We start from the raw sequence: 22,941 nt of genomic DNA on the forward strand, positions 1-22,941 counted from the left end.
ATCCCTGGGGGAACAGGCCCAATGCGCACGCTTTCCATTCTGCTCGCCGGCACCTCGCTGCTGGCCTCCGGCACCGCCTTTGCGCAGGACGCGCAGTCGGTCGCCCCGGTTCCTGCCGCCGACGAAGGTTCGGACCAGACGCAGATCGTCGTGATCGGCCGCGGCGAGACCCGCCAGGTCCAGCAGCTTTCCGCCAACGACATCGCCGAGCTCGCCGCCGGCACCAGCCCCTTGAAGGCGATCGAGAAGCTGCCCAGCGTCAACTTCACTGCCGCCGATCCCTTCGGCGCCTATGAATGGGCCGAGCGCATCTCGATCCGCGGCTTCAACCAGAACCAGCTCGGCTTCACGCTCGACGGCATCCCGCTCGGCGACGCGTCGTACGGCAACGTCAACGGCCTCCACATCAGCCGCGCGATCACCAGCGAGAATGTCGGCGAAGTCCGCGTCTCGCAGGGCGCCGGCGCGATCGGCACCCAGGCGACCAACAATCTCGGCGGCACGCTGGAATTCTTCTCGCGCGATCCCTCGGACAAGTTCGGCGTCCATGCCGAGGGCACCTATGGCAGCGAGAACACCAAGCGCATCTTCGGCCGCATCGAGACCGGCGACATCGGCGGCGGCGTCAAGGCCTATGCGTCCTACGTCTATTCGGATCTCGACAAGTGGAAGGGCTGGGGCTCGCAGCGCACCAACCAGGCCAATGCCAAGCTGGTGGCGCCGGTCGCCAACGGCGTCCGCCTCGTCGGCACGCTCAGCTACTCGGATCGCCGCGAGAACGACTATCAGGACCTGTCGCTCGGCATGATCGCCCGGCTGGGCTACAAGTGGGACAACATCTCGAACGACTATGCGCTGGCGGTGCGCGTCGCCGATGTCGCCAACAATATCGACAATGTGAACAACACCACCGGCGCGCCGGGTGCCGACGGCCTGTCGGACATCACCGGCCTGCCGCCGAGCAATGCCGCCGCGGGCAAGGTCTTCCCGGCGCCGATCGCGAGCGTGGACGATGCCTATTACGACGCCGCGGGCCTGCGCCGCGACTGGCTGGGTTCGTTCGGGGTCGAGGGCGATACCGGCGCGATCCGCTTCGCGCTCAAGGGCTATTACCACAACAACCACGGCCAGGGCCTGTGGTACACGCCGTACGTCCCAAGCCCGGGCGCCGGCGCCTCGCCGATCTCGATCCGCACCACCGAGTATGACATCGATCGCAAGGGCGTGTTCGGCCACGCGACCGGCAAGCTCGGCGAGCATAACGAGCTGACCGTCGGCGGCTGGTACGAGAAGAACGACTTCCAGCAGGCCCGCCGCTTCTACGCGCTGTCGAGCCGCACCACGGTGACGCGCGACAGCCTCGATTTCCAGGCCGATCCCTTCGCCACCCAGTGGGACTATGACTACACCACCGACACCTTCCAGTATTACGTCCAGGACAAGCTGAGCTTCGGCGGCCTCACGCTGAACCTTGGCTGGAAGGGCTTCAGCGTGAAGAACGCGGCCGATCCCAACGTCGCCGGCAGCCTTGCCTCGGGTGAGATCAAGGTGACCGACTGGTTCCAGCCGACCGCGGGCTTCAACTATCGCCTGGGCGGCGGTGCCGAGCTGTTCGGCGGCTTCAGCCAGGTGACCCGCGCCTTTGTCGCCTCGGCGACCACCGGCCCGTTCGCCACCACCCAGGCCGGCTTCAACGCGCTGCTCTCGGGCGCGACCAAGCTCAAGCCGGAGCAGTCGGACACCTATGAGCTCGGCGGCCGCCTGCACTCGGGCCCGTTCACCGGCTCGCTGGCGGGCTATTACGTCAACTTCCGCAACCGCCTGCTCGGCGTGACGACCGGCGCCGGCATCGTCGGCAATCCGGTCACGCTGCAGAATGTCGGCGACGTCCGCTCGCTCGGCTTCGAAGCGACCGGCGATCTGCGCCTGGGCAGCGGCTTCGGCGCCTTCGTGTCGTACAGCTACAATGACTCGACCTATCGCGACGACGTCCGCAACGCCGCCGGCACGCTGCTCGCCGCGACCAAGGGCAAGACCGCGGTCGATGCCCCCAAGCACCTGCTCAAGGGCGAGCTGACCTATGACATGGGCGGCTTCAACGCGCGGCTCGGCGCCAACTACATGAGCCGTCGCTACTTCACCTACACCAACGACCAGTCGGTCGACGGCCGGGTGCTGGTCGATGCCACGCTCGGCTACAAGTTCGATCTCGGTGACCACGCGCTTGAGATCCAGGCCAATGCGACCAACCTGTTCGACAAGAAGTACATCTCGACGATCGGCACCAACGGCTTCGGCAATTCTGGCGATAACCAGACGCTGATGGTCGGCGCGCCGCAGCAGTTCTTCGTGACGCTGAAGGCCGGGTTCTAAGGCTTCCCTCTCCCGGACAGCACAGGGAGGGAAGGGAAAGGCCGGGGCGCGAGCTCCGGCCTTTTCCGTTGGCGGCGCGGTTGCTAGCTGGCGGCCAAGGAGAAAGGCATGCTGCTGGCGTTGGTGCTGTTGGCGCAAGCCATCGGCTTTGTCGGCAACGAAGCAATATCGCGCCGACACGTCCTGAACGGGTCGCTATTGCTTCGGTGCCGGCGCAGGCGCGACCTTGATCGTCAGTGCCGGGGCAGGGGCCGGTGCCGGCGCGCCGGCCGGGCGCGGCGCCTTGGGCGCATCCTTGGCGAAGCGCAGGCCGAAGCTGTTGCCTTCGTACCAGCGCGGTTCCTGGTCGGCATCGGCGATCTCGCGCGCGATCAGATAGTTGATCTTGGCGAACTTGGCCCCCGCCTGCCAGTCGAAGGGCTGCTTCAGATCGTCCGAGACCTTGTGGTAGTTGGTCGCCAGGAAGTCGCGGAACGCCTTCTCGCCGCCATTCTTGAAGCCGGTGACGAGGAACACCGAGGGCACGCCCGCCTTGACGAAGCTGTAATGGTCCGAGCGCAGGAACAGCTGCTCCTCGGGCATCGGGTCGGGCGACAGCGTCACGCCCATCTTCGCCGCCGCGCGCGCGACGATCGGCCCCAGCGTCGAATGCTCGGCGCCGAACGCGACGACGTCCTGGAAGTCGTAGAGCAGGATCGGCATGTCGAGATTGACGTCCGCCACCACCTTGCCGCTGCCCGTGACCGGATAGCGCGCCAGGAATTCGGAGCCGATCAGCCCGTCCTCCTCGGCGGTCAGCGCGACGAACAGGATCGATCGCCGCGGCCGCTTGCCGCTCTGGGTGAAGGCGCGTGCCGCCTCGAGCATGCTCGCCACGCCCGCGGCATTGTCCATCGCGCCGTTGAAGATCTTGTCCTCGCCGTCCGCGCCCGGATCGGTGCCGAGATGGTCGAGATGCGCGGAGAGCACGACATATTCATTGGCGAGCTTGGGGTCCGATCCCGGCAGCACGCCGATCACATTCTCGCTCTTCTTCAGCGTGACGATGCTGGTCCGCTCCAGCGTCACCTTCTGCTTGAGCGCGAAGCTGCCCGGCATCGATCCCGGCGTGGTCGTTGCGGTGTAGAGTTGCGCCGCGCTCATCGGCGCGCCCTTGAACAGCGCGTCGGCGGCGCCGCCCTTCACATAGGCGCCGATCTTGAGCCCGGGATTCTCACCCTTGGGAAAGCCGTCCGGGCTCAGCCAGTTGGTCTGCGGCATCTGGAAGTAATTGACCGCCTGTGCCCAGGGGAAGGCGCCCTTCAGATCGGCCGGGGTGATCAGGTAGAGCATGCCCAGCGCGCCGTGCTTGCCGGCCACCGCAGCCCTGTCTAGCTTGCCGGGCAGCGTGTTCGGCGGCGTGGCGAGCAGCGTGACGACGAACTTGCCGGTCACGTCGAGCCCGGCATAGTCCTCGTCGCGGCCATAGCCGACGAACACCGCGTCGGCGCTGAGCGTCTGGGTGGTGTCGCCATAGACCGGGCTCGGCCCGAGCAGCACATCGGCGCCGGCCGGGTATTTCCGGGTGCCGATGGTGACCGAGGGCGGCTTGGCGGCGTCGAGCAGATATTCGGCGATGTTCACCGGCTGGTACCAGCCCTGGCTGCCGCCTGGCTTGAAGCCCATCGCATCGAAGCGGCTGGAGACGTAGCGCGCTGCGATCTCGAAGCCCTCGGTGCCGTTGTCGCGCCCGCCGAGCAAGTCGTCGGCGAGGAACTCGACCGTCGCGCGCACTTCGTTCGGGCTGAATACGGGTTCGCCCGGTGCCGCACTCTGCGCCAGGGCCGCCACCGGCGCGAGACAAAGCGAAAGTGCGAGCAGAAGCGGCGTGCGGCGCATGGAATGTCCCCGAAATGGCCCAGTTTTCCGCAGGCTAGAGCAATTGGTATCGCGCGCAACTGACTTGCGGAGGTCATACACCGCGTTATGCTCCGGCCATCACGCCATTCGGGGAATCACGAGATGAAATCGTTCATGATGCTTTGCGGCGCGGCCAGCTGCGCGCTTGCCATCGGTGCTGCGGCGCCCGCGCTGGCGCAGCAGGCGCCCGCCACTGCCGCCGCACCCGTGCCGACCGCCAAGCCGGTGCCCGTCGCCGAGCTCGTGAAGCGCGTCGACATCCCGTACGAGGCGTTCACGCTCAAGAACGGCCTGCGCGTGCTGGTCCATACCGATCGCAAGGCGCCGATCGTCGCGGTCTCGACCTGGTACGATGTCGGCTCGAAGCACGAGCCCGCCGGCAAGACCGGCTTCGCGCACCTGTTCGAGCATCTGATGTTCAACGGCTCGGAAAACGCGCCCGGCGATTTCTTCGAGCCGCTCAAGCAGGTCGGCGCCACCGATTTCAACGGCACCACCAGCTTCGACCGCACCAATTATTTCGAGACCGTGCCCCGCCCGGCGCTGGAGCGCGCGCTGTTCCTCGAGAGCGACCGCATGGGCTATCTCACCGGTGCGATCACGCAGGACGTGCTCGACGAGCAGCGCGGCGTCGTCCAGAACGAGAAGCGCCAGGGCGACAACCAGCCCTATGGCCTGGTCTATTACACGATCCTCGAGCAGCTGCTCGGCAGCACGCCCTATGGCCATAACGTCATCGGCTCGATGGCCGATCTCGACAAGGCGAGCCTCGACGACGTCAAGAACTGGTTCCGCTCGCACTACGGCCCGAACAACGCGATCCTCGTCCTCGCCGGCGATATCGACGCGGCGACGGCCAAGCCGCTCGTCGAGAAGTATTTCGGTGGCATCCCGGCCGGCCCGAAGAGCGTGCTGCCCAAGGTGACGATCCCCACGCTGCCGGCCGCCAAGACGGTGACGATCAAGGACAGCGTCGCCGCCACGCTGATCGTGCGCAGCTGGGCAGTGCCGGGCCTCAACGACAAGGACGCGACTCCGCTCGACGTCTTCGCCTCGGTGCTCGGCGGCCTCGCCAGCTCGCGGCTCGACAATGCGCTGATCCGCAAGGAAAAGACCGCCGTGCAGGTCTCGGCCGGCATCCAGTCGATGGCGCAGATCGGCATCTTCTCGATCCAGGCGGTGGTCAAGCCGGGCACCGATCCGGCGATCGTCTCCAAGCAGCTCGACGACGTGCTCGCCGATCTGCTCAAGAACGGCCCGACCGCGGACGAAGTGACGCGCGTCGCCACCACCAAGGTCTCGGGCCGCATCTCGGGTCTCGAATCGGTCGGCGGCTTCGGCGGCAAGGCCGTCGCACTTGCCTCGGGCGAGCTCTACTCGGGCGATCCGCTGTTCTTCAAGAAGGAGCTGGAAGCGACCGCCAAGGTCACGCCGGCGCAGGTGACGGCAGCCGCCAACAAGTGGCTCAACCGCCCGGCGCTCACCGTGATGGTCGTCCCGGGCCAGCGCGACGCCTATCAGGAAGCGACTCCGGTCGCCAAGGCGCCGGCGGAAGGTCCCAAGGCCGAGCCGGTCAAGGGCACCCGCGGCGCGCTGCCGGCGGTCGCCCCCATCGGCGACCTCGTCTTCCCGAAGGTCGAGCGCACGCGGCTCTCGAACGGGATCGAGCTGGTCTATGCCAATCGCACCGCCGTGCCGGTCACCCAGGTGTCGATGAGCTTCGATGCCGGTGTCGCCGCCGATCCCTCGGCCAAACTCGGCACCCAGCGGCTGACGCTGGGCATGATGGACGAAGGCACCACCAGCCTCGATTCGACGGCCTTTGCCGAAGCGCGCGAGCGTCTCGGCGCGAACATCGATTCGGGCAGCTCGGCCGATCGCACCTATCTCAGCGTCGATGCGCCGAGCCCGAACCTCGCCGGCGCGCTCGATCTGTTCGCCGATGTCGTCGAGCACCCGGCCTTCGCCCCGGCCGAGCTGGAGCGCGTCCGCGGCCAGACGCTCGCCGGCATCGCGCAGGAGCTGACCAGCCCGCAGGCGCTGTCCAGTCGCATGGTCCCGCGCGTGCTTTACGGCGCCGGCAGCCCCTATGCGAAGCTCGGCGCCGGCTCGGGCGATCCGGCCGTGGTCAAGACGATCACCCGCGACGATCTCGTCGCCTGGCACAAGGCATGGATCCGGCCGGACAAGGCCAAGATCTTCGTGGTCAGCGATCGTCCGCTCGCCGAGATCAAGGCCGCGCTCGAGGCGCGCTTCGGCGGCTGGAAGGGCGAGGGTGCCGCCGGCACCAAGAGCTTCGCCGTCGCCGCCCAGTCGGCCACGCCGAAGATCTACCTGATCGATCGCCCCAATTCGCCCCAGTCGCTGATCGTCGCGGCGCAGATCACCCCGGTCGATCCCTTCTCGGACACGCTGGCGGTGGCCACCGCCAACCAGGCGCTCGGCTCGGGCTTCCTCTCGCGGATCAACATGGATCTGCGCGAGGCGAAGCACTGGTCCTATGGCGCGGGCGGCGGCTATAATTTCATGGAGCACACCGTGCCCTACACGATCAGCGCCCCGGTCCAGGCCGACAAGACCGGCGACTCGATCAAGGCGATCCAGCAGCAGGTGAAGGACTTCCTCACCACCCGCGGCGTCACCAACGAGGAGCTGACTCGCGAGGTCAACGGCTCGACTCGCGAGCTGCCCGGCAAGTACGAAACTTCCGACGCCGTGCTGAATGCGATGCAGCAGAACGACATCCGGCGCCGGCCGGACGATTATTACAGCACCATCGCGCAAAAATATCGCGCGCTCACCGTACCCCAGCTTGACGCTGCGGCACGCGCGGCTCTCGACCCGAACAAGTTCGTTTTCGTGGTCGTCGGCGACGCCGCGAAGGTCCGGCCGCAGCTTGACAGCATCGGCCTGCCCGTCGAGGTGGTCCCCGCAGCGTCGCTGGCGAGCACCTCGCCCGCGGCCAACTAATCAGGAGAGTTCTCATGGCGAATGTGGACGGCAGCTGGAACACGGTCGTGAAGTCGCCGCTGGGTGACCAGGAAGCGGTGTTCACCGTGGCGAGCAACGGCGACACCTTCACCGGCACCTTTGCCGGCGCGATGGGCAATGCCGAAGCCAAGGACGGCAAGGTCAGCGGCGACACGCTGACCTGGTCGATGGACGTCTCGGTCCCCATGCCGATGACGCTGACCGGCGAAGCGACGGTGGACGGCGACACGCTCACCGGCACCGTGACGGCAGGTGCCTTCGGCGCCTTCCCGCTCACCGGCACGCGCGCCTAAGCACGCAGCCGACAGGCTAACGAAGCGCCCGTCCCGCACTGCGCGGGGCGGGCGCTTTGCGTTTGGGCAAAGCCTTTAGCCCCTCCCCCGAGGGGGAGGGGCTAAACGTTAGAAAAGCGCGGAAGCGAGGCGGGTCTGGGGTGAGTCCCGCCCCGCTTCCGCAAGGCACGGCGCCGGCGGGAAACGGCGCCGCACCTTCCGAGACCGGCCCGCCGCGAGAGCAGCCAGAGCAGTCGGTGAACCGGTCGCAGCACGGCGTCACCGGAGCCGACGTCCAGCGTCTCGCATGCCGCGCAGCAGCGGTGATGGGGCGGGCGAGGAGAAACCGTGCAGATGGGGCTGTTGCCGCGCCGTTGCTCCGCTATGGCGTGAACCACAGTTCATAAAGGGGATTACATGGCGGGCGGTCTGGTTGCGTTGCTGGATGATGTCGCCGCGCTCGCCAAGCTGGCGGCGGCCTCGCTCGACGATGTCGCGGGTGCCGCGGGCCGCGCCGGCGCCAAGGCCGCGGGCGTGGTGATCGACGATACCGCGGTCACGCCGCGCTACGTCGTCGGGCTCACGCCCGATCGCGAACTGCCGATCATCTGGAAGATCACGCTCGGCTCGCTGCGCAACAAGCTGCTCTTCATCCTGCCGATCGCGCTGTTGCTCAGCGCCTTCGCGCCCTGGGCGGTCACTCCGATCCTGATGCTCGGCGGCTCCTATCTCTGCTTCGAGGCGGTCGAGAAGATCGTCGAGGCGCTCACCGGCCATCATGCCGAGGAGGAGATCGCCGAGATCGACACCCCGGTCGAGCTCGAGAAGCGCCAGGTCACCGGCGCGATTCGCACCGATTTCATCCTCTCGGCCGAGATCATGGCGATAGCACTGGCCGAGCTGCCCGGCGTCTCGCTGGCGATGCGCGCCGCGGCGCTGGCGGCCGTGGCGGTAGCGATCACCATCGGCGTCTACGGCGTCGTCGCGCTGATCGTGAAGATGGACGATATCGGCCTGCACCTGAGCAAGAAGCCTTCCGCCGGCACGCGGCGGCTCGGGCTCGGGCTGGTCCATGCGATGCCGGTACTGCTCCAGGCGCTGTCGCATATCGGCGTGGCGGCGATGGTCTGGGTCGGCGGCGGCATCCTGCTGCACGGGCTCGAGGCGTTCGGCCTCGGCGCGATCCCGCACTTCGTCCACCATCTCGGCGAGCAGGCGGCGCACGCCGTGCCGGTGGCGGGCGGCTTGGTCGAATGGCTGGTCGGCGCGATCGGCTCGGCGATCCTGGGGTTCATCGTCGGCGGCGTTATCGTCGGCGCGTTCCACCTGGTGCCGAAGAAGACGCACTGAGCCGCTAGGGGCAGCGCGCCGCGCGCCTGAGCTGGATGTTGTCGGCGCCGATCTTCGCTTCGCGTTGGTCGTCCCGCGTCTCGACCACGGCCTTGCCGGCAAAGGTTGCGGGGATGCTGCCGTTTGCGTCGTGTATCTCTTTGCGATGTACGGGTGCCACCAGCTCGATCAGCACGAGCGCCTGCAGGTCGCGCATATGCGCGCGCCCGATCCAGGTCACGCCCTGGCTGGCCTCGCCTTCGAAACTGCCATTGGGCGTGAGGCTCGAGCCGGCCTTGATCCGCCAGCCCTCGGGGATGCGGCATACTGCCTTAAACCGCACGCCCCAGGTCTCGATCGCAAAGGCGCTGATCCGTTCGTCCGGCCCCAGTGGGATCGAGACCGAAGCGAGATAGGTGACCGGATGATCGCGCTCGATCGGCGCGGTGAGCAGCAATGCAGGCAGGAGCAGCGGGAGCATCGCCCGACTATCCGCCGGGGCTATGCATTTCGCAACGGCTCAGCCGCGCTTCACTCGCGTCACATGCCCCATTTTGCGCCCCGGCCGGGCATCGCCCTTGCCGTAGAGGTGAAGGTGCACGCCCGGCTCGGCGAGCAGCTCGGCCCAGCGGTCCGCCTGGTCGCCGATCAAATTCTCCATCTCGACCTGCGTGCCGGTCAGCGAAGTCGAGCCGAGCGGCAGGCCGCAGATCGCGCGGATATGGTTCTCGAACTGCGAGCACTCGGCGCCTTCGATCGTCCAGTGCCCCGAATTGTGCACGCGCGGCGCCATCTCGTTGAACACCGGGCCGTCCTCGGTCGCGAAGAACTCGAGCGTCAGCACGCCGACATGGCCGAGCGCTTCGGCGACGCGGCCGGCCAGCGCCGCCGCCTCGGTCCAGTGGCGCGCGATCTCGGCGGGGGCGGGCAGGCTCGACTTGTCGAGGATGCCGTCCTTGTGCTCGTTCCAGGGCGGCGGATAGCTCGCCAGGCCGCCATCGACCCCGCGCACCGTGATGATCGAGAATTCGTGGCTGAACGTCACGAAGCCTTCGAGGATCGCCGGCCGCTCGCCGATCTCTTCCCAGGCGCTCGCCGCTTCCGCCGCGTCGCGGATCCGCACCTGGCCCTTGCCGTCATAGCCCAGCCGCAGCGTCTTCAGGATCGACGGCGCGCCGATCTCGGCGATCGCGGCATCGAGCTGCTCGCGCGTCTCGACCAGCGCCCAGGGCGCGGTCTTGCCGCCCAGCGCCGCGACGAACGCCTTCTCGCGCGCCCGGTCCTGCGCGATCGACAGGCTCTGCGCGCCGGGGCGCACCGGCACCTTGCCGGCGAGGAACTCGACCGGCCCGATCGCGATATTCTCGAACTCATAGGTCACGACGTCGCACTGCGATGCCATCTCATCGAGGACGATGCGGCTGTGATAGTCGGCGCGGGTGTAGCTGGAGGCGGTCTGCGCGGCGACGCTCTCTTCGTCGGGCGCCAGCACGTGCGTGCGGTAGCCGAGCTGGGCCGCGGCCACCGCGAGCATACGGCCGAGCTGGCCGCCGCCCAAAATGCCGATCGTCGATCCGGGAGGAAGCGCGCCGCTCATTCGGGGTCGGTCGCCACGCCGTCGGTCTGCGCCGCGCGCCACGCCTGGAGGCGCTCGCTCAAGGCTTCGTCCGAAATTGCCAGGATCGCGGCGGCGAGCAGCCCGGCATTGATCGCGCCCGCCTTGCCGATCGCCAGCGTGCCGACGGGAATGCCGCCGGGCATCTGGGCAATCGAGAGCAGGCTGTCCATGCCCTTCAGCGCCTTGGACTCCACCGGCACGCCGAGCACCGGCAGATGCGTCATCGAAGCGGCCATGCCCGGCAGGTGCGCCGCGCCGCCGGCCCCGGCGATCACCACCTTGAGCCCGCGCTTCGCTGCGCCGGTTGCGTAATCATAGAGCCGCTGCGGAGTGCGATGCGCGCTGACCACCTTGGTCTCGTGCGCCACGCCAAGCTGGTCCAGGACCTTGGCGGCATGGTGCATCGTCTCCCAATCGGAGGTGCTGCCCATGATGATGCCGACCAGAGGTGCCACGTATCGCCCCGCGCTGTTGGAAGCGCGGTTCCTAGAGAGGCAGGGCGGGGAGGGCAACGGTCTTGTAAAATCCTCCCCCAGCTTGCTGGGGGAGGGGGACCGCCGCCGAAGGCGGTGGGGGAGGGGCGCGCCGGGCACCGGCGCACCCGCGCCTGCCCCTCCACCATTCGCTATGCGAATGGTCCCCCTCCCCGAGGCAAGCTCGGGGAGGAATTGGCGTTACCGCTCGCTCAGATAATAGCGATCCAGCGCGTTCAGCTGGTCGTCCAGCTCATAGACGATCGGCTGGCCGGTCGGGATCTCCAGGCTGACGATCTCGTCATCGGGAATCCCCGAGAGGTGCTTGACCAGCGCGCGCAGCGAATTGCCGTGCGCCGCGATCAGCACGCGCTTGCCGGCCTTGAGCTCCGGCGCGATCGTCGCTTCCCAATAGGGCAGCACGCGCGCGATCGTGTCCTTGAGCGATTCGGTCTGCGGGATCGCCACGCCGTGATAGCGCTCGTCCTTGGCGAGGTCCCAGGGCGAGCCTTCCTCGGGGAGCGGCGGCGGCACGTCGAAGCTGCGGCGCCAGATCTTCACCTGCTCGTCACCGTGCAGCGCCGCGGTCTCGGCCTTGTTGAGCCCGGTCAGCCCGCCATAATGCCGCTCGTTCAATTTCCAGCTCTTCTCCTCGGGCAGCCACAGCCGGCCCATCGATTCGAGCGCCAGGTGCAGCGTCTTGATCGCGCGGCTCTGGAAGCTGGTGAAGCACAGGTCGAAGTCGAGCCCCTTGTCCTTCATCAGCGTGCCCGCGTCGCGCGCTTCCTGCACGCCCTGCTCGGTGAGGTCGACGTCCCACCAGCCGGTGAAGCGGTTCTCGAGGTTCCAGGCCGACTGGCCGTGGCGGATCAGGACGAGCGTGGGCATGTGAACTCCTTGCAACCGGGCGGTGCCGTCCTTAGCGGGATGAGCGGCGGGGACAAGGAGAAGCGCGCATGGCGATCGTTCGGCAGACTCTGGTGTATCAAGGCCCCGGCGGCCCGTTCGAAGGCGTGATCGCCTATGAGGACGAAGTGACGACGCTGCGCCCCGGCGTGCTCGTCCTGCCCAATGTGCTGGGGCAGAAGGAAGCCGACAACGTCCATGCCGAGAACCTCGCCAAGCTCGGCTATGTCGCGCTCGCCGCAGACATCTATGGCCAGGGTAAGCGCACCCAGCACGGCCCCGATGCCGGCGTCTACATGACCGAGCTCAACGCCGACCGTCCGCTGCTGCGCGATCGGCTGGCGGCGTCGCTCGACGCGCTCAAGGGCTTCGACCGAGTCGACCCCGCCAGGGTCGCTGCGATCGGCTTCTGCTTCGGCGGCAAATGCGTGCTCGACATGGCGCGCGCCGGGCTGCCGATCCTCGGCGGCGTCTCGTTCCACGGCGTCTATGACCGCCCCGACTATGCCAATGCCGATCCGATCGCGGCCAAGCTGCTTGTCTGCCATGGCTGGGAAGATCCGATCGCCCCGCCCGAAAAGACCGTCGCGCTCGCGCAGGAGCTGACCGAATCGGGCGCCGACTGGCAGATCCACGCCTATGGCCATGCCGGCCACGCCTTCACCGACCAGGACCGCAAGACTTCCACCATTCCGGGGGTAGTCTACGAGCCCAAGGCGGACCGCCGCAGCTGGCAGGCGATGACCAATTTCCTCGAGGAGGTCTTCGCCTGAGGGGGACGGGCGATTCGTCCGAACAAGGTTAACGAATCGTCACCCCACCAGCCCCGGATTCATCCGTAAGGTGCGACTACCATAAGGGTCAGCGCCGAATATTCGTGGTCCTCGGCCCGGTTCATAAACCCCTCACGACAGCAGCCGGGTGGCTGCAGAAGCAGGGGATTGCAGACCATGTCGAAGACCACGATCGCGCTCGAAGCCGCCGTTGCCATCGTTATCGAGAACACGCCGAAGGATGCGCCGCAGACCAACCGCCAGCGCGTCAACGTCGATCGTGCCTTCGCTCAGATCCTCAAGCTCATCGCCCCGCGCATCCGCCACTTCGCCCGCCAGTACGGCCTCACGGCGCACTGGGAAGATGCCGAGCAGGTCTGCGCCATCGCCGTGCACCGCGCGATCGAGGGCTACGACCCGACCAAGGCGCAGTTCACCACTTTCGTGAACTGGCAGATCCGCGGCGAGCTGCAGAGCCTGCGCTTCCGCCTGATGACCGACCAGCGCTCGTCGGCGAAGAAGGTCGCCGCCACCACGGTCTCGCTCTCCGCCCTGGTCACCTCGCCGGACGGCGACGAGATGTCGCCGGAAGCGATGATCGAGGACGAATATGCCCTGGGCCGCACCGAGGCCGGCGCGTCCGACTATCTCGCCGAGGGTGCTGTCTCGCAGCTCATCGACGCCTATGTCGACCAGCTCCGCAAGGTCGGCATCGAGGCGCTTCGCCGCCGCCCGCGCAACAAGGACGCCGCGCCGCGCCAGGCCGGCCCGCGCTTCAAGACGATCGACCCGGTCGAGCTCGAGAAGCTCGAGGCCAAGCTGGAGCGTGATCGCGAGATCGTCGAGCGCCGCATCTTCGAGACCGCCACGCTCGACGAGATCTCGCACGACACCGGCGTCACCAAGGAGCGCATCCGCCAGATCACCAAGCAGGCGACCAAGCTGCTGACCGAAATCGCCGGCGAACAGCCGCGCTTCGAAGTGATGGCCGACGATGCCCGCCGCGCGATGCCGCCGGCGCGCCCGCGTCGCCCCGCCGCCGCCAAGCCGGCCGTGTCGCTGCTCCCGGATCCCAACGCCCTGCACAACCGCCTCTCGCACATCGAGGCGATCGAAGCCGAGACCCGCGCCTATATCGTGCCGGCCCAGCCGGTGCTGCACGCGACGATGCACTGATCGTCGGACGCGGGAAGGCTCAGAGCACCCGCGACATGAACCGGCTGAACGGGTCTGCGCGATAGTCGCCGAACGGCCCGCAATCCGTGAAACCGAACTGGCGGTACAGCGCATGGGCGGGTTCGAAGCTCGGACCCGATCCCGTCTCCAGGCTCACCCGCTTGTAGCCGCGCGACCGCGCCGTCGATAGCACGTGCCCGACCAGCGCCGCCCCGGTGCCCCGGCGCAGATGCTCCGAAGCGGTGCGCATCGACTTGATCTCGCCATGCTCCGGATCGAGCTGGCGCAGCGCTCCGCAGCCGAGCAGGTCCTCGCCGTCCCACACGGTCCAGAAGGTCACATCATCTGCGGCAAGGCCGGAGAGGTCGAGGAAATGGGTGCTGTCCTTCGGCGAATTGGCCAGCATACCGGCAAAATGCTGCTCGAGCAGCGACCGGACCCGACCATCGTCGAGCCCGCCCTCGCGGATTTCCATCTTCGACCCCCCTTTGTTGTTTTCTTCTCTCAGATCTCGTCGATAAATCCTGCCAAAGTCTCGAGGCACGAATGGGCGAGCGTCTTGCAGCGCGCCGGCGACCAGGCGAACTCGGCGTCCGCATTGGCCTCGTGATCCTTGAACGGCATCTCCAGCGTCATCGAGACCGCGCCGAAGCGCTCGGCGAGTTGGTTGGTCGACATCGACAGGTTCGCCTGGCCCGGCGCCGACTTCTCATAGCCCAGGTCGAGCTGGAAGTCGGGCGTCGCCTTGGCGAGGCGGCGGACATATTCGTAGAATTTCTCGCCATGTTCGTCGGTCCACGACGCGATGCCCTCATATCCCGCGAGGAAATTGGCCGGGATCGCCTCGTCGCCGTGAATGTCCATCGCGAAGTCGCAGCCGGTCTCGTCCATCGCCGCCTTGACGAGGAACACCTCGGGGCTCTTCTCCATCGTCGGCGCATGCCATTCGCGGTTGAGGTTGATCCCCGCCGCATTGGTGCGCAGATGGCCGCGGCGCGAGCCGTCCGGGTTCATGTTCGGCACGATGTGGAACACGGCCTTCTCGCGCAGCGCGAGCGCGGTCTGGTTGGTCGGATCGGTGAGGAACTCGAGCGCGCCTTCCATCCACCATTCGGCCATCGTCTCGCCGGGATGCTGGCGGGCATAGAGCCACACGGTCTTGGGGCCGGTGCCGAGCGTCAGCAGGTCCATCGGCTGGCCGTCGAGCGTCTTGCCGAGCTCGCGGTGGGTCACGCCCGGCATCAGCGCCATGGTGCTGACCAGGTCGTGGTGCCGCTCCATCGAATAGGGCGCGAAATAGGCGAACCAGGCAAGATCGGTGTCGAACGTCTTGCTGAAGGTCAGCACGCCGTCGGCATAGCTGGTCTCGGCGGTGCGCCACGCCTCGCGGTCGGTCGACCAGCGCGCCTTGTAGCCCGGCCAGCCGAACGCATAGGCGGCCCCGCCCGCATTGGTGATGCGGAAGGTCAGCGTGCGCCCCTTCGCGCCGGCGACGCGGAAGTGGAACCATTGGTAGAAGTCGGACAGGTGATCGGTGACGATCTCGAGGTCGACGCGGTCGCCCTCGATGCCGAGGACGCGGATGTTGCCGGAATCGAAGCCGGAGTTGATCTGGATGCTCATTTCACCGTGATAGTGATGCCGGACTCGCCGGGGAAGTCCTTGAACAGCGCCTTTGCCATGCGCGGCGCGGCGATGCTCGGCTGATCGGGGTCGGTGCCGCCCACGCTGTCGCTCTGCGCGCGGCCTTCCCACACCGTGGTATTGTCGCTGCGGCGGCGCAGCTGGACCCACAGCTCGCTGGTGTAGAGCGTGCGCACCTTGCCGCCGATGCCGAAGCTGACATCGCCGCCCACGCCGACGCCGCCCCTGCGGCCGCCGCTATAGCTGCCGCCGCCGACGCCGATGGAGACGGGCGGCGGCTCCTTGAAGGCGCCCTTGCTCGTCCGGCGGAACGCGACCGCGGCGATATAGCCCGACGGCGTGTTGCTCACCGACTGGACATAGCCCAGCCGCTCCAGCTCGGCGCGCACCGCATCCGAATAGGCCTGGTATTCGGGCCCGAACGAATCGGTGTTCGCCATCGGCTCGATCGCTACCGTTGTGCGCTCCAGCGGCGCGCCCAGGTGATAGCGCGTGACGTCGATCGGCTGGGGGCGATAGGTGGGCGCGCACGCCCCCAGGGCGACGAGCAGGGCGATGCTGAGCGGCTTCTTCACGCGAGGAACTCCTGTTTCGCGAACGGAACGTCTCTGTCTGCCTTCCAACACGGAGTCCGTCGAGTGGTTCCGCAGGATTGGCTCCGGGGACAGACTCTGGGTTGACTTGGGAGGCATCGGCCACTAGGCGAGCCCCTCTTTTCCGGCATTCCCTATTTGAGAAGCGAATCGGTCATGAAGATCGTGAATTCATTGAAGTCGCTCAAGGATCGGCATCGCGACAACCGCGTGATCCGTCGTCGTGGGCGCATCTACGTCATCAACAAGACCCAGAAGCGGTTCAAGGCCCGCCAGGGCTGATCCTGCGCGTGCAGGCGCCGTCGGCCGTCATTTTCGACGTCGGCAACGTCCTCTACGACTGGAATCCGCGGTACTTGTACGAGCGCCTGATCGGTGACGATCGGGCGCTCGACGCGTTTCTGGGCGAAGTCGCCACCAAGGCGTGGCATTTCCAGCACGATGCCGGCCGGCCCTTTGCCGAGACCTCGGCCGAGCTCGCTGCCGCACACCCCGAGTTCGCCGACATGATCGCGCTCTGGGGCCCGCGCTTCGACGAGCAGATCCCGCATGCGCTGCCGGGCATGCCCCAGCTGGTCGCCGATCTCGACGAATCCGGCGTGCCGCTGTTCGCTATCACCAATTTCTCGGGCGAGTTCTGGCCGCCCTTCCGCAACCGCGAATCGGCGCTGTTCGATCGCTTCCGCGATGTCGTCGTCTCGGGCGACGAGAAGCTGGTGAAGCCCGATCCCGCGATCTACGCGCTGGCGCTTGCCCGATTCGGGCTGGAAGGCCCCGACGCAGTGTTCGTCGACGATCGCGAGGACAATGTCGCCGCCGCGAAGGATGCGGGGCTGCGCGGGCTGCTTTTCACCGATGCGGACAAGCTGCGCACGGATTTGCAGGCGCTCGGGCTGCTCTGATTACTTCGTCACCCCGGCCTTGTGCCGGGGGCCACCGCGCGGCGAATGCAGCGGTAAGAGGCTCGAAATACCGGACGCGCGATACCGTGGACCCCGGCACAAGGCCGGGGTGACGGTTAGAATTGCACCCGCAGCTGCATCAAATCGCGTCCGGGCCTTCCTTGCCCGGGTGGTTCTTCAGCTCGTCGCCCACCAGCGTCACCACGTGCAGCACGTTGGTCGAGCCCGGCGTCTTGAACGGCACGCCGGCGCACAGCACCACGCGGTCGCCCGAAGCGGCGATGTTGTGGCGCAGCGCCATCCGCTTCGACTTGGCGACCATCTCCTCGAACGAATCGACGTCGCGGGTGTGCACCGCGTGCACGCCCCACAGCAGGCCGAGCCGGCGCGCGGTCTCGATATGCGGGGTCAGCACCAGGATCGGCACTGCCGGCCGCTCGCGCGCGATGCGGCGCGCGGTCGAGCCCGAGCTGGTGAAGCAGGCGATGCCCGAGGCCGAAACCGTCTTGGCGATGTTCTTAGCCGCCTCGGCCAGCGCGTCGGCGGTGGTCGGATCGGGGCGCGTCACGGTGAAGTGGACGCGGTCGCCATGCGCGGGGTCGCGCTCCACGGCATCCGCGATCGAGTTCATCATCGCCACCGATTCGATCGGCCACTTGCCCGCGGCGCTCTCGGCCGAAAGCATGATCGCATCGGCACCGTCATAGACCGCGGTGGCGACGTCCGAGACTTCGGCGCGCGTCGGCGACGGCGTCTCGATCATCGATTCGAGCATCTGGGTGGCGACGATCACCGGGCGGCCCATGCGGCGCGCCGTCTCGACGATGCGCTTCTGCAGCGGCGGCACCGTCTGTGGCGGCAGCTCGACGCCCAGATCGCCGCGCGCGACCATCACGCCGTCGCACTGCTCGACGATTTCGTCGAGCCGGGCGATTGCCGAGGGCTTCTCGATCTTGGCGAGTAGCGCCGCCTTGCCGCCGATCAGCCGGCGCGCCTCCATCAGGTCCTCGGGGCGCTGCACGAAGCTCAGCGCGATCCAGTCCGCGCCCTGCTCGACCGCGAAGGCCAGGTCGCTGCGGTCCTTCTCGGTCAGCGCGGCCATCGGCAGCACCATGTCGGGCACGTTCAGGCCCTTGTTGTTCGACAGCGTGCCGCCGACCTCGACGATCGTCGTCATCCGGTCGGGCGCGACCGAAACGAGACGCAGCACCAGCTTGCCGTCGTCGAGCAGCAGCCGCGCGCCTTCGTGCGCCGCCTCGAAGATCTCGCGGTGGGGCAGTTCGACGCGGGTCGAATCGCCCGGGGTCTTGTCGCGGTCGAGGATGAACTCATGGCCGGTGACCAGCTGCACCTTGCCGTCGGCGAACTTGCCGACGCGCAGCTTCGGCCCTTGCAGGTCGGCCAGGATCGTGGTCGGCCGGCCGTATTTCTTCTCCATGCCGCGAATCGCTTCGAACAGCGGCACCTTCGATGCCTGGTCGCCATGGCTCATGTTGATGCGGAACGCGTCGGCGCCCGCTTCATAGAGCTTGGCGATCATCTCGGGCGTGGCGCTCGCCGGGCCGAGCGTGGCGAGGATGCGCACCTTGCGCGTGCGGGGGCTGATGGCCTTCGTCATTTGTCTTATCCTCGGCTTGTGCCCCGGTGCCTCTAGCCTCATATCCCAGAGGATCAACCGTGGAGGTGTGATAAATGGACGATCTCGATAAGCTGGATGACGCTGCAGCAGCCAAGGCGTTCCGCAGCCTCGTCCGCCATCTCCGCAAACGCACCGACGCGCAGAACATCGACCTGATGGGCCTTGCGGGCTTTTGCCGCAACTGCCTGGCCGACTGGATCGTCGAGGCCGACCCCACGCTCGACCGCGAAGAAGCGCGGCGGATCATCTACGACATGCCCTTCTCGCAGTGGAAGGAGAAGCACCAGGCCGAGGCGACGCCCGAGCAGATCACCCGCATGGAGCAGAGCCTCGCGCGCAACCACACGATCAACGACGAGCTGGACGACGAGCTCGACGACAGCTTCCCGGCGAGCGACCCGCCGTCGATCACCCAGCCGGGGGGGTGAGGATCGCGGGCGCGGGCTTTGCCTTCAGCGCCTTCGCCACTGCCTTGCGCCAGATGTCATAGCCCGCCCGCGTCATGTGCAGTCCGTCCTCGCGGAACAGCTCGGGGCGCGGCTTGCCGTCCGGCCCCAGCATCGCCGGCACGATATCGACATAGGTCAGCGCCGGATCGGTCGCGACATAGCCCAGCACCAGCGCATTGGTCGCGCGGATCTGCTCGATCAGCTTCCAGCGCGACAGGCTCGGCTTGATCGAGATGAACAGGATGCGCGTCCGGGGCAGCTTGGCGTGCACCTTGCTCACCAGCATCTGGAAATCGCCGGCCACCTGCTCGGGGCTGTGCCCGGCCTCCAGGTCATTGTCGCCGGCGTAGAAGACGATCGTCTTCGGCGCGTAGGGGATCACGATCCGGTCGAGATAGCGCACGCTGTCCGGGATGGTCGAGCCACCGAAGCCGCGGTTGAGCACCTTCATCCCCGGAAAGTCGTGCGCGACATCGGTCCACATCCGGATGCTCGAGCTGCCGAGGAACAGCACGCCGCCCTTGGCCGGGTGCGCCAGCGCGTCGCGCGCCTCGAACGCGGCGATCTCGGCGGCGAAGGGCTGCTTCTCGATCGGGGCCGGGGTGCGGGCCGGCACCCGCATCGTCGGCGGCAGCTGCACCGGCGGACGATTCTGGGCCTGGGCGGCGAGCGGAAGGGTCAGGGCGGCGAGGAGCAGCGGGAATCGGCGAAACATCGCGCCGAAATAGTCGCAGCGCCCGCGCGTCGCAATTGAGTCTTGAGCGCAGGCCTCGGCTTCTCTAATCGCCCCGCTTCAATCTTCAGGAGCCATTTGCATGTCCGACTCGATTTCCGCCGAACAGCTGCGCCTCTTCATCGAGCGCATCGAGCGGCTCGAGGAAGAGAAGAAGGGCATCGCCGACGACATCAAGGATGTCTACGCCGAGGCCAAGTCGACCGGCTTCGACGTGAAGACGATGCGCTCGATCGTGCGCCTGCGGAAGATGGAGAAGCACCACCGCGACGAGGCGGAAATGCTGCTCGAGACCTACAAGCAGGCACTCGGCCTGGGCTGATCCGGGGCTGATCCGAATGCCGGGGGGCATTGCGCCCCCCGCAATGGCTGGCCTACAGACGCGCACCAGTTTCAGACGAGAGCGCAATGGCAGGCCATTCCAAATTCAAGAACATCATGCACCGCAAGGGCGCGCAGGATAAGAAGCGCTCGGGCATGTTCTCCAAGCTCAGCCGCGAAATCACCGTCGCGGCGAAGATGGGCTTGCCCGATCCCGACATGAACCCGCGCCTGCGCGCCGCGATCAACGCGGCCAAGGCGCAGTCGATGCCCAAGGACAATATCCAGCGCGCCGTCGACAAGGCGAGCAAGGGCGACACCGAGAATTACGAAGAGATCCGCTACGAGGGCTTCGGCCCGGCCGGCGTGTCGCTGATCATCGAGGCGCTGACCGACAACCGCAACCGCACCGCGACGAACGTGCGCACCGCGGTCTCCAAGAACGGCGGCAATCTCGGCGCGAGCGGCTCGGTCAGCCACGGCTTCGACCGGATGGGCCTGATCAACTATCCCGCCAAGGCCGGCGACGCCGAGAAGGTGTTCGAAGCCGCGCTCGAAGCCGGCGCCGAGGACGTGACCAGCACCGAGGAAGGCCACGAGATCTGGACCGCGCAGGGCGACCTCCACGAAGTCGCCAAGGCATTGGAGCCGGTGCTCGGCGAGGCCGAAGGCGCCAAGCTCGCCTGGCGCCCGCAGACCATGGTCGAAGTCGGCGAGGAAGATGCCGCCAAGCTGTTCAAGCTGATCGACGCGCTCGACGACGACGACGACGTCCAGACCGTCTGGGGCAATTACGAAGTCTCGGACGAGGTCATGGAGAAGCTGGGCTGAGCCAGTAAAGAACCCTCCCCCTCGGGAGTTGCAGGTCGATCATGCCCCCGGCATGATCTGAGCGATGCGGGGCATCGGTCACCTGCAACTGGGTTGGGGTGGGGCAGTGCCGACAGAGAAAGAGCTTCTCGAAAGAGCCCATCAAATGCGCCGCACCCCGACCGAATTTGAGGTGCGAGTCTGGCGCCACCTCTCCAATTCGCAGCTCGGACACAAATTCCGCCGCCGGCATGTGATCTTCCCGTACATCTGCGACTTCTTCTGCCCGTCGAAAGGGTTGGTCGTGGAGATCGACGGCGACACCCACGACGCACCATATGACGAACGCCGTGACGCACGGCTCGTCGCCAAGGGATTCGAGACGCTGCGTTTCACCAATCACGAGGTTTGGGGCAATCTGGGTGGAATCGTCTTGACGATCGCAAGCGCACTCCGGGCTCGGCCGGATCGCTGGTCCGGCATGCCCCACCCCAACCCCTCCCCCGAGGGGGAGGGGCTAAGCGCGCCTCAATCCAAGCCCCTCCCCTTCAGGGGAGGGGTTGGGGTGGGGCCTATCCCGAATCCCGAAGGCCCGACGAAATGATCATCCTCGGCCTCGATCCCGGCCTCGGCACCACCGGCTGGGGGCTGATCCGTGCCGAGGGCAACCGCCTGTCGCACCTCGCCAACGGCAAGCTGAAGACCGACACCAAGGCACCGCTGCCGCGCCGGCTCGCGCACCTGGATAGCATGCTCGCCGCGCTGATCGCCGATCATGCGCCACAGGCCGCCGCGGTCGAGGAGGTGTTCGTCAATTCCAACGCCCAGTCGACGCTCAAGCTGGGCCAGGCACGCGGCGTGGTGCTGTGCGCCGCAGCGCGCACCGGCATCGATGTCGGCGAATACAAGCCGAGCACGGTCAAGAAATCGGTCGTCGGCGTCGGCAATGCCGAGAAGGAGCAGGTCCATGCGATGGTCTCGCGGCTGCTCCCCGGCGTGAAGATCGACGGGCCCGACGCTGCCGACGCGCTCGCGGTGGCGATCTGCCACGCGCACCATCTCGCCAGCGCGCGGCTGGGGCTGCGCTAGGCGGCGAGCGCGAACGCCCTTCCGTCCTCGTCGTCGTTGGCAGCCGCGCGTTCCACCGGCCGCGTCCGCCGGGCCCGCTTCGCGCGCTGCCCCAGCGGCAGCCGCGCCGCGATCCAGTGCCGCACCGCGCCGAGCCTGAGCGTCGATGCCGCCATCAGCCCCACCGCGATCGCATCGACCAGCGCACTGACCTCGAACATCGAGATCCAGCCGGCGAGCTCGGGCATCGCCATGGTGAACAGCCTGAGGCCGTCCTCCTCGAGGAACCAGAAGCACAGCAGCCCGAGCACGCCGAGCAGCGTCCAGGTGATCACCGCGCCGCGATGGATCCGCGCCAGCCGCGCCGCCGGCCACTCGACCAGCATGCGGCGCAGCAGCCGCCCTGTCGGCGTGCCCCCGGCGAGCAGCAGCGCGAACCACAATCCCAGAAGTGCCACGAGCATCGATCGTCCCCCATTCCCTTGCAGGGCAGATGGGAAGGCCGCGCGGCTTGCGCCAGAGCTATTCGAAGATCGCCGCCGCCTCGCCGGTGTCGAACTGCCCGCGACGCAGCGCCAGCGCGCCCCGCAGGCCGGTGATCAGGCCGATGAGCAGCACAGTGTCGATGATGATCACGGGAATGCTGAACGTGGCGATCTTCGGCAGCAGATCGATCAGGAGCAGCAGCGCGGCGACCGATCCCCACACCAGCCCGCGCCCCGCGCGCAGGCGGAAGCCCGCCGCCAGGAAAACCACCAGCTCGACGACCACCGGGCCCAGGACGAGCGCCGTCGCCGCCGGGCTCGACGTCCCGAACGCGACCAGCAGCATCGCCAGGCCAAAGGCCGTCAGCGCCGCCGCCACGAAGCCGGCATAGCCGCCCAGCTGCGCCGCACCCATCGCACCGTCCTCGGTGGTCAGGTCCACATTCCAGAACGCCATATCGATTTCCCCCTTCTTGCCGCCCCCAGG

The 22,941-nt window shown here is 67.3% G+C and carries 25 protein-coding genes; 13 read left to right on the forward strand and 12 right to left on the reverse strand.

All coding sequences use genetic code 11. The features are described 5' to 3' along the window. The first annotated feature begins 21 nt into the window (after nt 1–21). Nucleotides 22–2,373: a TonB-dependent receptor gene (locus ABLE38_RS11250; RefSeq protein WP_348974229.1), complete on the forward strand. Its 2,352-nt coding sequence runs from the start codon at nt 22–24 to the stop codon at nt 2,371–2,373. A 195-nt stretch (nt 2,374–2,568) separates the two neighbouring features. Here ABLE38_RS11250 and ABLE38_RS11255 read toward each other — a convergent pair whose 3' ends face one another. Beyond that, nucleotides 2,569–4,251 carry a M20/M25/M40 family metallo-hydrolase gene (locus ABLE38_RS11255; protein ID WP_348974230.1) on the reverse strand — a complete coding sequence of 561 codons (1,683 nt, stop codon included), beginning with the start codon at nt 4,249–4,251 and terminating at the stop codon, nt 2,569–2,571. A 123-nt stretch (nt 4,252–4,374) separates the two neighbouring features. Here ABLE38_RS11255 and ABLE38_RS11260 point away from each other — a divergent pair, with 123 nt between their 5' ends. From ABLE38_RS11260 to ABLE38_RS11270, 3 genes are all read left to right on the forward strand, one after another. Further along, nucleotides 4,375–7,242 carry a pitrilysin family protein gene (locus tag ABLE38_RS11260; RefSeq protein ID WP_348974231.1) on the forward strand — a complete coding sequence of 956 codons (2,868 nt, stop codon included), beginning with the start codon at nt 4,375–4,377 and terminating at the stop codon, nt 7,240–7,242. Nucleotides 7,243–7,256: 14 nt separating this feature from the next. Then, entirely contained in the window at nt 7,257–7,556 is a 300-nt protein-coding gene (locus tag ABLE38_RS11265) for a hypothetical protein (protein ID WP_348974232.1), read from the forward strand. 396 nt (nt 7,557–7,952) lie between these two features. Next, nucleotides 7,953–8,885, forward strand: a complete 933-nt coding sequence (locus ABLE38_RS11270) for a DUF808 domain-containing protein (RefSeq protein WP_348974233.1) — start codon at nt 7,953–7,955, stop codon at nt 8,883–8,885. A gap of 4 nt (nt 8,886–8,889) precedes the next feature. Here ABLE38_RS11270 and ABLE38_RS11275 read toward each other — a convergent pair whose 3' ends face one another. The 4 genes from ABLE38_RS11275 to gpmA form a co-directional block, all read right to left on the reverse strand. Further along, nucleotides 8,890–9,345 carry a hypothetical protein gene (locus ABLE38_RS11275; RefSeq protein WP_348974234.1) on the reverse strand — a complete coding sequence of 152 codons (456 nt, stop codon included), beginning with the start codon at nt 9,343–9,345 and terminating at the stop codon, nt 8,890–8,892. Between the two features lie 39 nt (nt 9,346–9,384). Next, on the reverse strand, nt 9,385–10,461 hold the full coding sequence (locus tag ABLE38_RS11280; RefSeq protein WP_348974235.1) for a 5-(carboxyamino)imidazole ribonucleotide synthase: 1,077 nt from the start codon (nt 10,459–10,461) through the stop codon (nt 9,385–9,387). After that, nucleotides 10,458–10,913 carry a 5-(carboxyamino)imidazole ribonucleotide mutase gene (purE, locus tag ABLE38_RS11285; protein WP_348974498.1) on the reverse strand — a complete coding sequence of 152 codons (456 nt, stop codon included), beginning with the start codon at nt 10,911–10,913 and terminating at the stop codon, nt 10,458–10,460. The genes ABLE38_RS11280 and purE overlap by 4 nt, the downstream gene beginning before the upstream one ends. Nucleotides 10,914–11,156: 243 nt before the next feature. Next, entirely contained in the window at nt 11,157–11,843 is a 687-nt protein-coding gene (gene gpmA / locus ABLE38_RS11290) for a 2,3-diphosphoglycerate-dependent phosphoglycerate mutase (protein ID WP_348974236.1), read from the reverse strand. Nucleotides 11,844–11,911: 68 nt separating this feature from the next. On the opposite strand from gpmA, the gene ABLE38_RS11295 reads away from it, so the two are divergent. Next, the gene (locus ABLE38_RS11295) at nt 11,912–12,634 is read left to right on the forward strand and encodes a dienelactone hydrolase family protein (protein ID WP_348974237.1); all 723 of its coding nucleotides are present in this window, start codon (nt 11,912–11,914) and stop codon (nt 12,632–12,634) included. A gap of 177 nt (nt 12,635–12,811) precedes the next feature. Beyond that, the gene (locus ABLE38_RS11300) at nt 12,812–13,810 is read left to right on the forward strand and encodes a sigma-70 family RNA polymerase sigma factor (RefSeq protein ID WP_348974238.1); all 999 of its coding nucleotides are present in this window, start codon (nt 12,812–12,814) and stop codon (nt 13,808–13,810) included. A 19-nt stretch (nt 13,811–13,829) separates the two neighbouring features. On the opposite strand, the gene ABLE38_RS11305 is transcribed toward ABLE38_RS11300, so the two are convergent. The 3 genes from ABLE38_RS11305 to ABLE38_RS11315 are packed head-to-tail and all read right to left on the reverse strand — an operon-like array spanning nt 13,830 to nt 16,029. Next, nucleotides 13,830–14,285: a GNAT family N-acetyltransferase gene (locus ABLE38_RS11305; RefSeq protein WP_348974239.1), complete on the reverse strand. Its 456-nt coding sequence runs from the start codon at nt 14,283–14,285 to the stop codon at nt 13,830–13,832. Between the two features lie 29 nt (nt 14,286–14,314). Next, nucleotides 14,315–15,433: a M14-type cytosolic carboxypeptidase gene (locus ABLE38_RS11310; protein ID WP_348974240.1), complete on the reverse strand. Its 1,119-nt coding sequence runs from the start codon at nt 15,431–15,433 to the stop codon at nt 14,315–14,317. After that, nucleotides 15,430–16,029 (reverse strand): DUF4136 domain-containing protein, encoded by a 600-nt coding sequence (locus ABLE38_RS11315; protein WP_348974241.1) that lies wholly within the window; start codon nt 16,027–16,029, stop codon nt 15,430–15,432. Before ABLE38_RS11315 ends, ABLE38_RS11310 begins: the two co-directional genes overlap by 4 nt. A 174-nt stretch (nt 16,030–16,203) precedes the next feature. Between ABLE38_RS11315 and ykgO the strand changes: the two genes are divergently transcribed. Both ykgO and ABLE38_RS11325 read left to right on the forward strand, forming a co-directional pair. Next, entirely contained in the window at nt 16,204–16,329 is a 126-nt protein-coding gene (gene ykgO, locus ABLE38_RS11320) for a type B 50S ribosomal protein L36 (protein ID WP_086130464.1), read from the forward strand. An 8-nt stretch (nt 16,330–16,337) separates the two neighbouring features. Then, nucleotides 16,338–16,949, forward strand: a complete 612-nt coding sequence (locus tag ABLE38_RS11325; protein ID WP_348974242.1) for an HAD family phosphatase — start codon at nt 16,338–16,340, stop codon at nt 16,947–16,949. A 139-nt stretch (nt 16,950–17,088) separates the two neighbouring features. Here ABLE38_RS11325 and pyk read toward each other — a convergent pair whose 3' ends face one another. Beyond that, a complete protein-coding gene (gene pyk, locus ABLE38_RS11330; RefSeq protein ID WP_348974243.1) occupies nt 17,089–18,567 on the reverse strand; it encodes a pyruvate kinase in 1,479 nt (492 codons plus the stop codon). Nucleotides 18,568–18,641: 74 nt separating this feature from the next. Between pyk and ABLE38_RS11335 the strand changes: the two genes are divergently transcribed. Continuing rightward, nucleotides 18,642–19,016 (forward strand): DUF1244 domain-containing protein, encoded by a 375-nt coding sequence (locus ABLE38_RS11335; RefSeq protein WP_348974244.1) that lies wholly within the window; start codon nt 18,642–18,644, stop codon nt 19,014–19,016. Here the strand turns inward: ABLE38_RS11335 and ABLE38_RS11340 are convergent. Then, nucleotides 18,997–19,752 (reverse strand): SGNH/GDSL hydrolase family protein, encoded by a 756-nt coding sequence (locus tag ABLE38_RS11340; protein ID WP_348974245.1) that lies wholly within the window; start codon nt 19,750–19,752, stop codon nt 18,997–18,999. The two genes, ABLE38_RS11335 and ABLE38_RS11340, sit on opposite strands and share 20 nt — an antisense overlap. Nucleotides 19,753–19,852: 100 nt before the next feature. Here ABLE38_RS11340 and ABLE38_RS11345 point away from each other — a divergent pair, with 100 nt between their 5' ends. From ABLE38_RS11345 to ruvC, 4 genes are all read left to right on the forward strand, one after another. After that, nucleotides 19,853–20,092 (forward strand): DUF2312 domain-containing protein, encoded by a 240-nt coding sequence (locus tag ABLE38_RS11345; RefSeq protein WP_348974246.1) that lies wholly within the window; start codon nt 19,853–19,855, stop codon nt 20,090–20,092. A gap of 86 nt (nt 20,093–20,178) precedes the next feature. After that, nucleotides 20,179–20,922 (forward strand): YebC/PmpR family DNA-binding transcriptional regulator, encoded by a 744-nt coding sequence (locus ABLE38_RS11350; protein ID WP_348974247.1) that lies wholly within the window; start codon nt 20,179–20,181, stop codon nt 20,920–20,922. A gap of 145 nt (nt 20,923–21,067) precedes the next feature. Further along, entirely contained in the window at nt 21,068–21,505 is a 438-nt protein-coding gene (locus tag ABLE38_RS11355; protein ID WP_348974248.1) for an endonuclease domain-containing protein, read from the forward strand. Next, nucleotides 21,502–21,990, forward strand: coding sequence for a crossover junction endodeoxyribonuclease RuvC (ruvC, locus tag ABLE38_RS11360; RefSeq protein ID WP_348974249.1), 489 nt, complete (start codon nt 21,502–21,504; stop codon nt 21,988–21,990). The genes ABLE38_RS11355 and ruvC overlap by 4 nt, the downstream gene beginning before the upstream one ends. Here ruvC and ABLE38_RS11365 read toward each other — a convergent pair. Together ABLE38_RS11365 and ABLE38_RS11370 are read right to left on the reverse strand one after the other, a co-directional pair. Further along, the gene (locus ABLE38_RS11365; RefSeq protein ID WP_348974250.1) at nt 21,987–22,433 is read right to left on the reverse strand and encodes a hypothetical protein; all 447 of its coding nucleotides are present in this window, start codon (nt 22,431–22,433) and stop codon (nt 21,987–21,989) included. The two genes, ruvC and ABLE38_RS11365, sit on opposite strands and share 4 nt — an antisense overlap. A gap of 58 nt (nt 22,434–22,491) precedes the next feature. Next, nucleotides 22,492–22,911, reverse strand: a complete 420-nt coding sequence (locus ABLE38_RS11370) for a hypothetical protein (RefSeq protein WP_348974251.1) — start codon at nt 22,909–22,911, stop codon at nt 22,492–22,494. Nucleotides 22,912–22,941 lie beyond the last annotated feature (30 nt).

Origin of the sequence: Sphingomonas sp. KR3-1 (assembly GCF_040049295.1) — a bacterium.
GTDB lineage: Bacteria > Pseudomonadota > Alphaproteobacteria > Sphingomonadales > Sphingomonadaceae > Sphingomonas.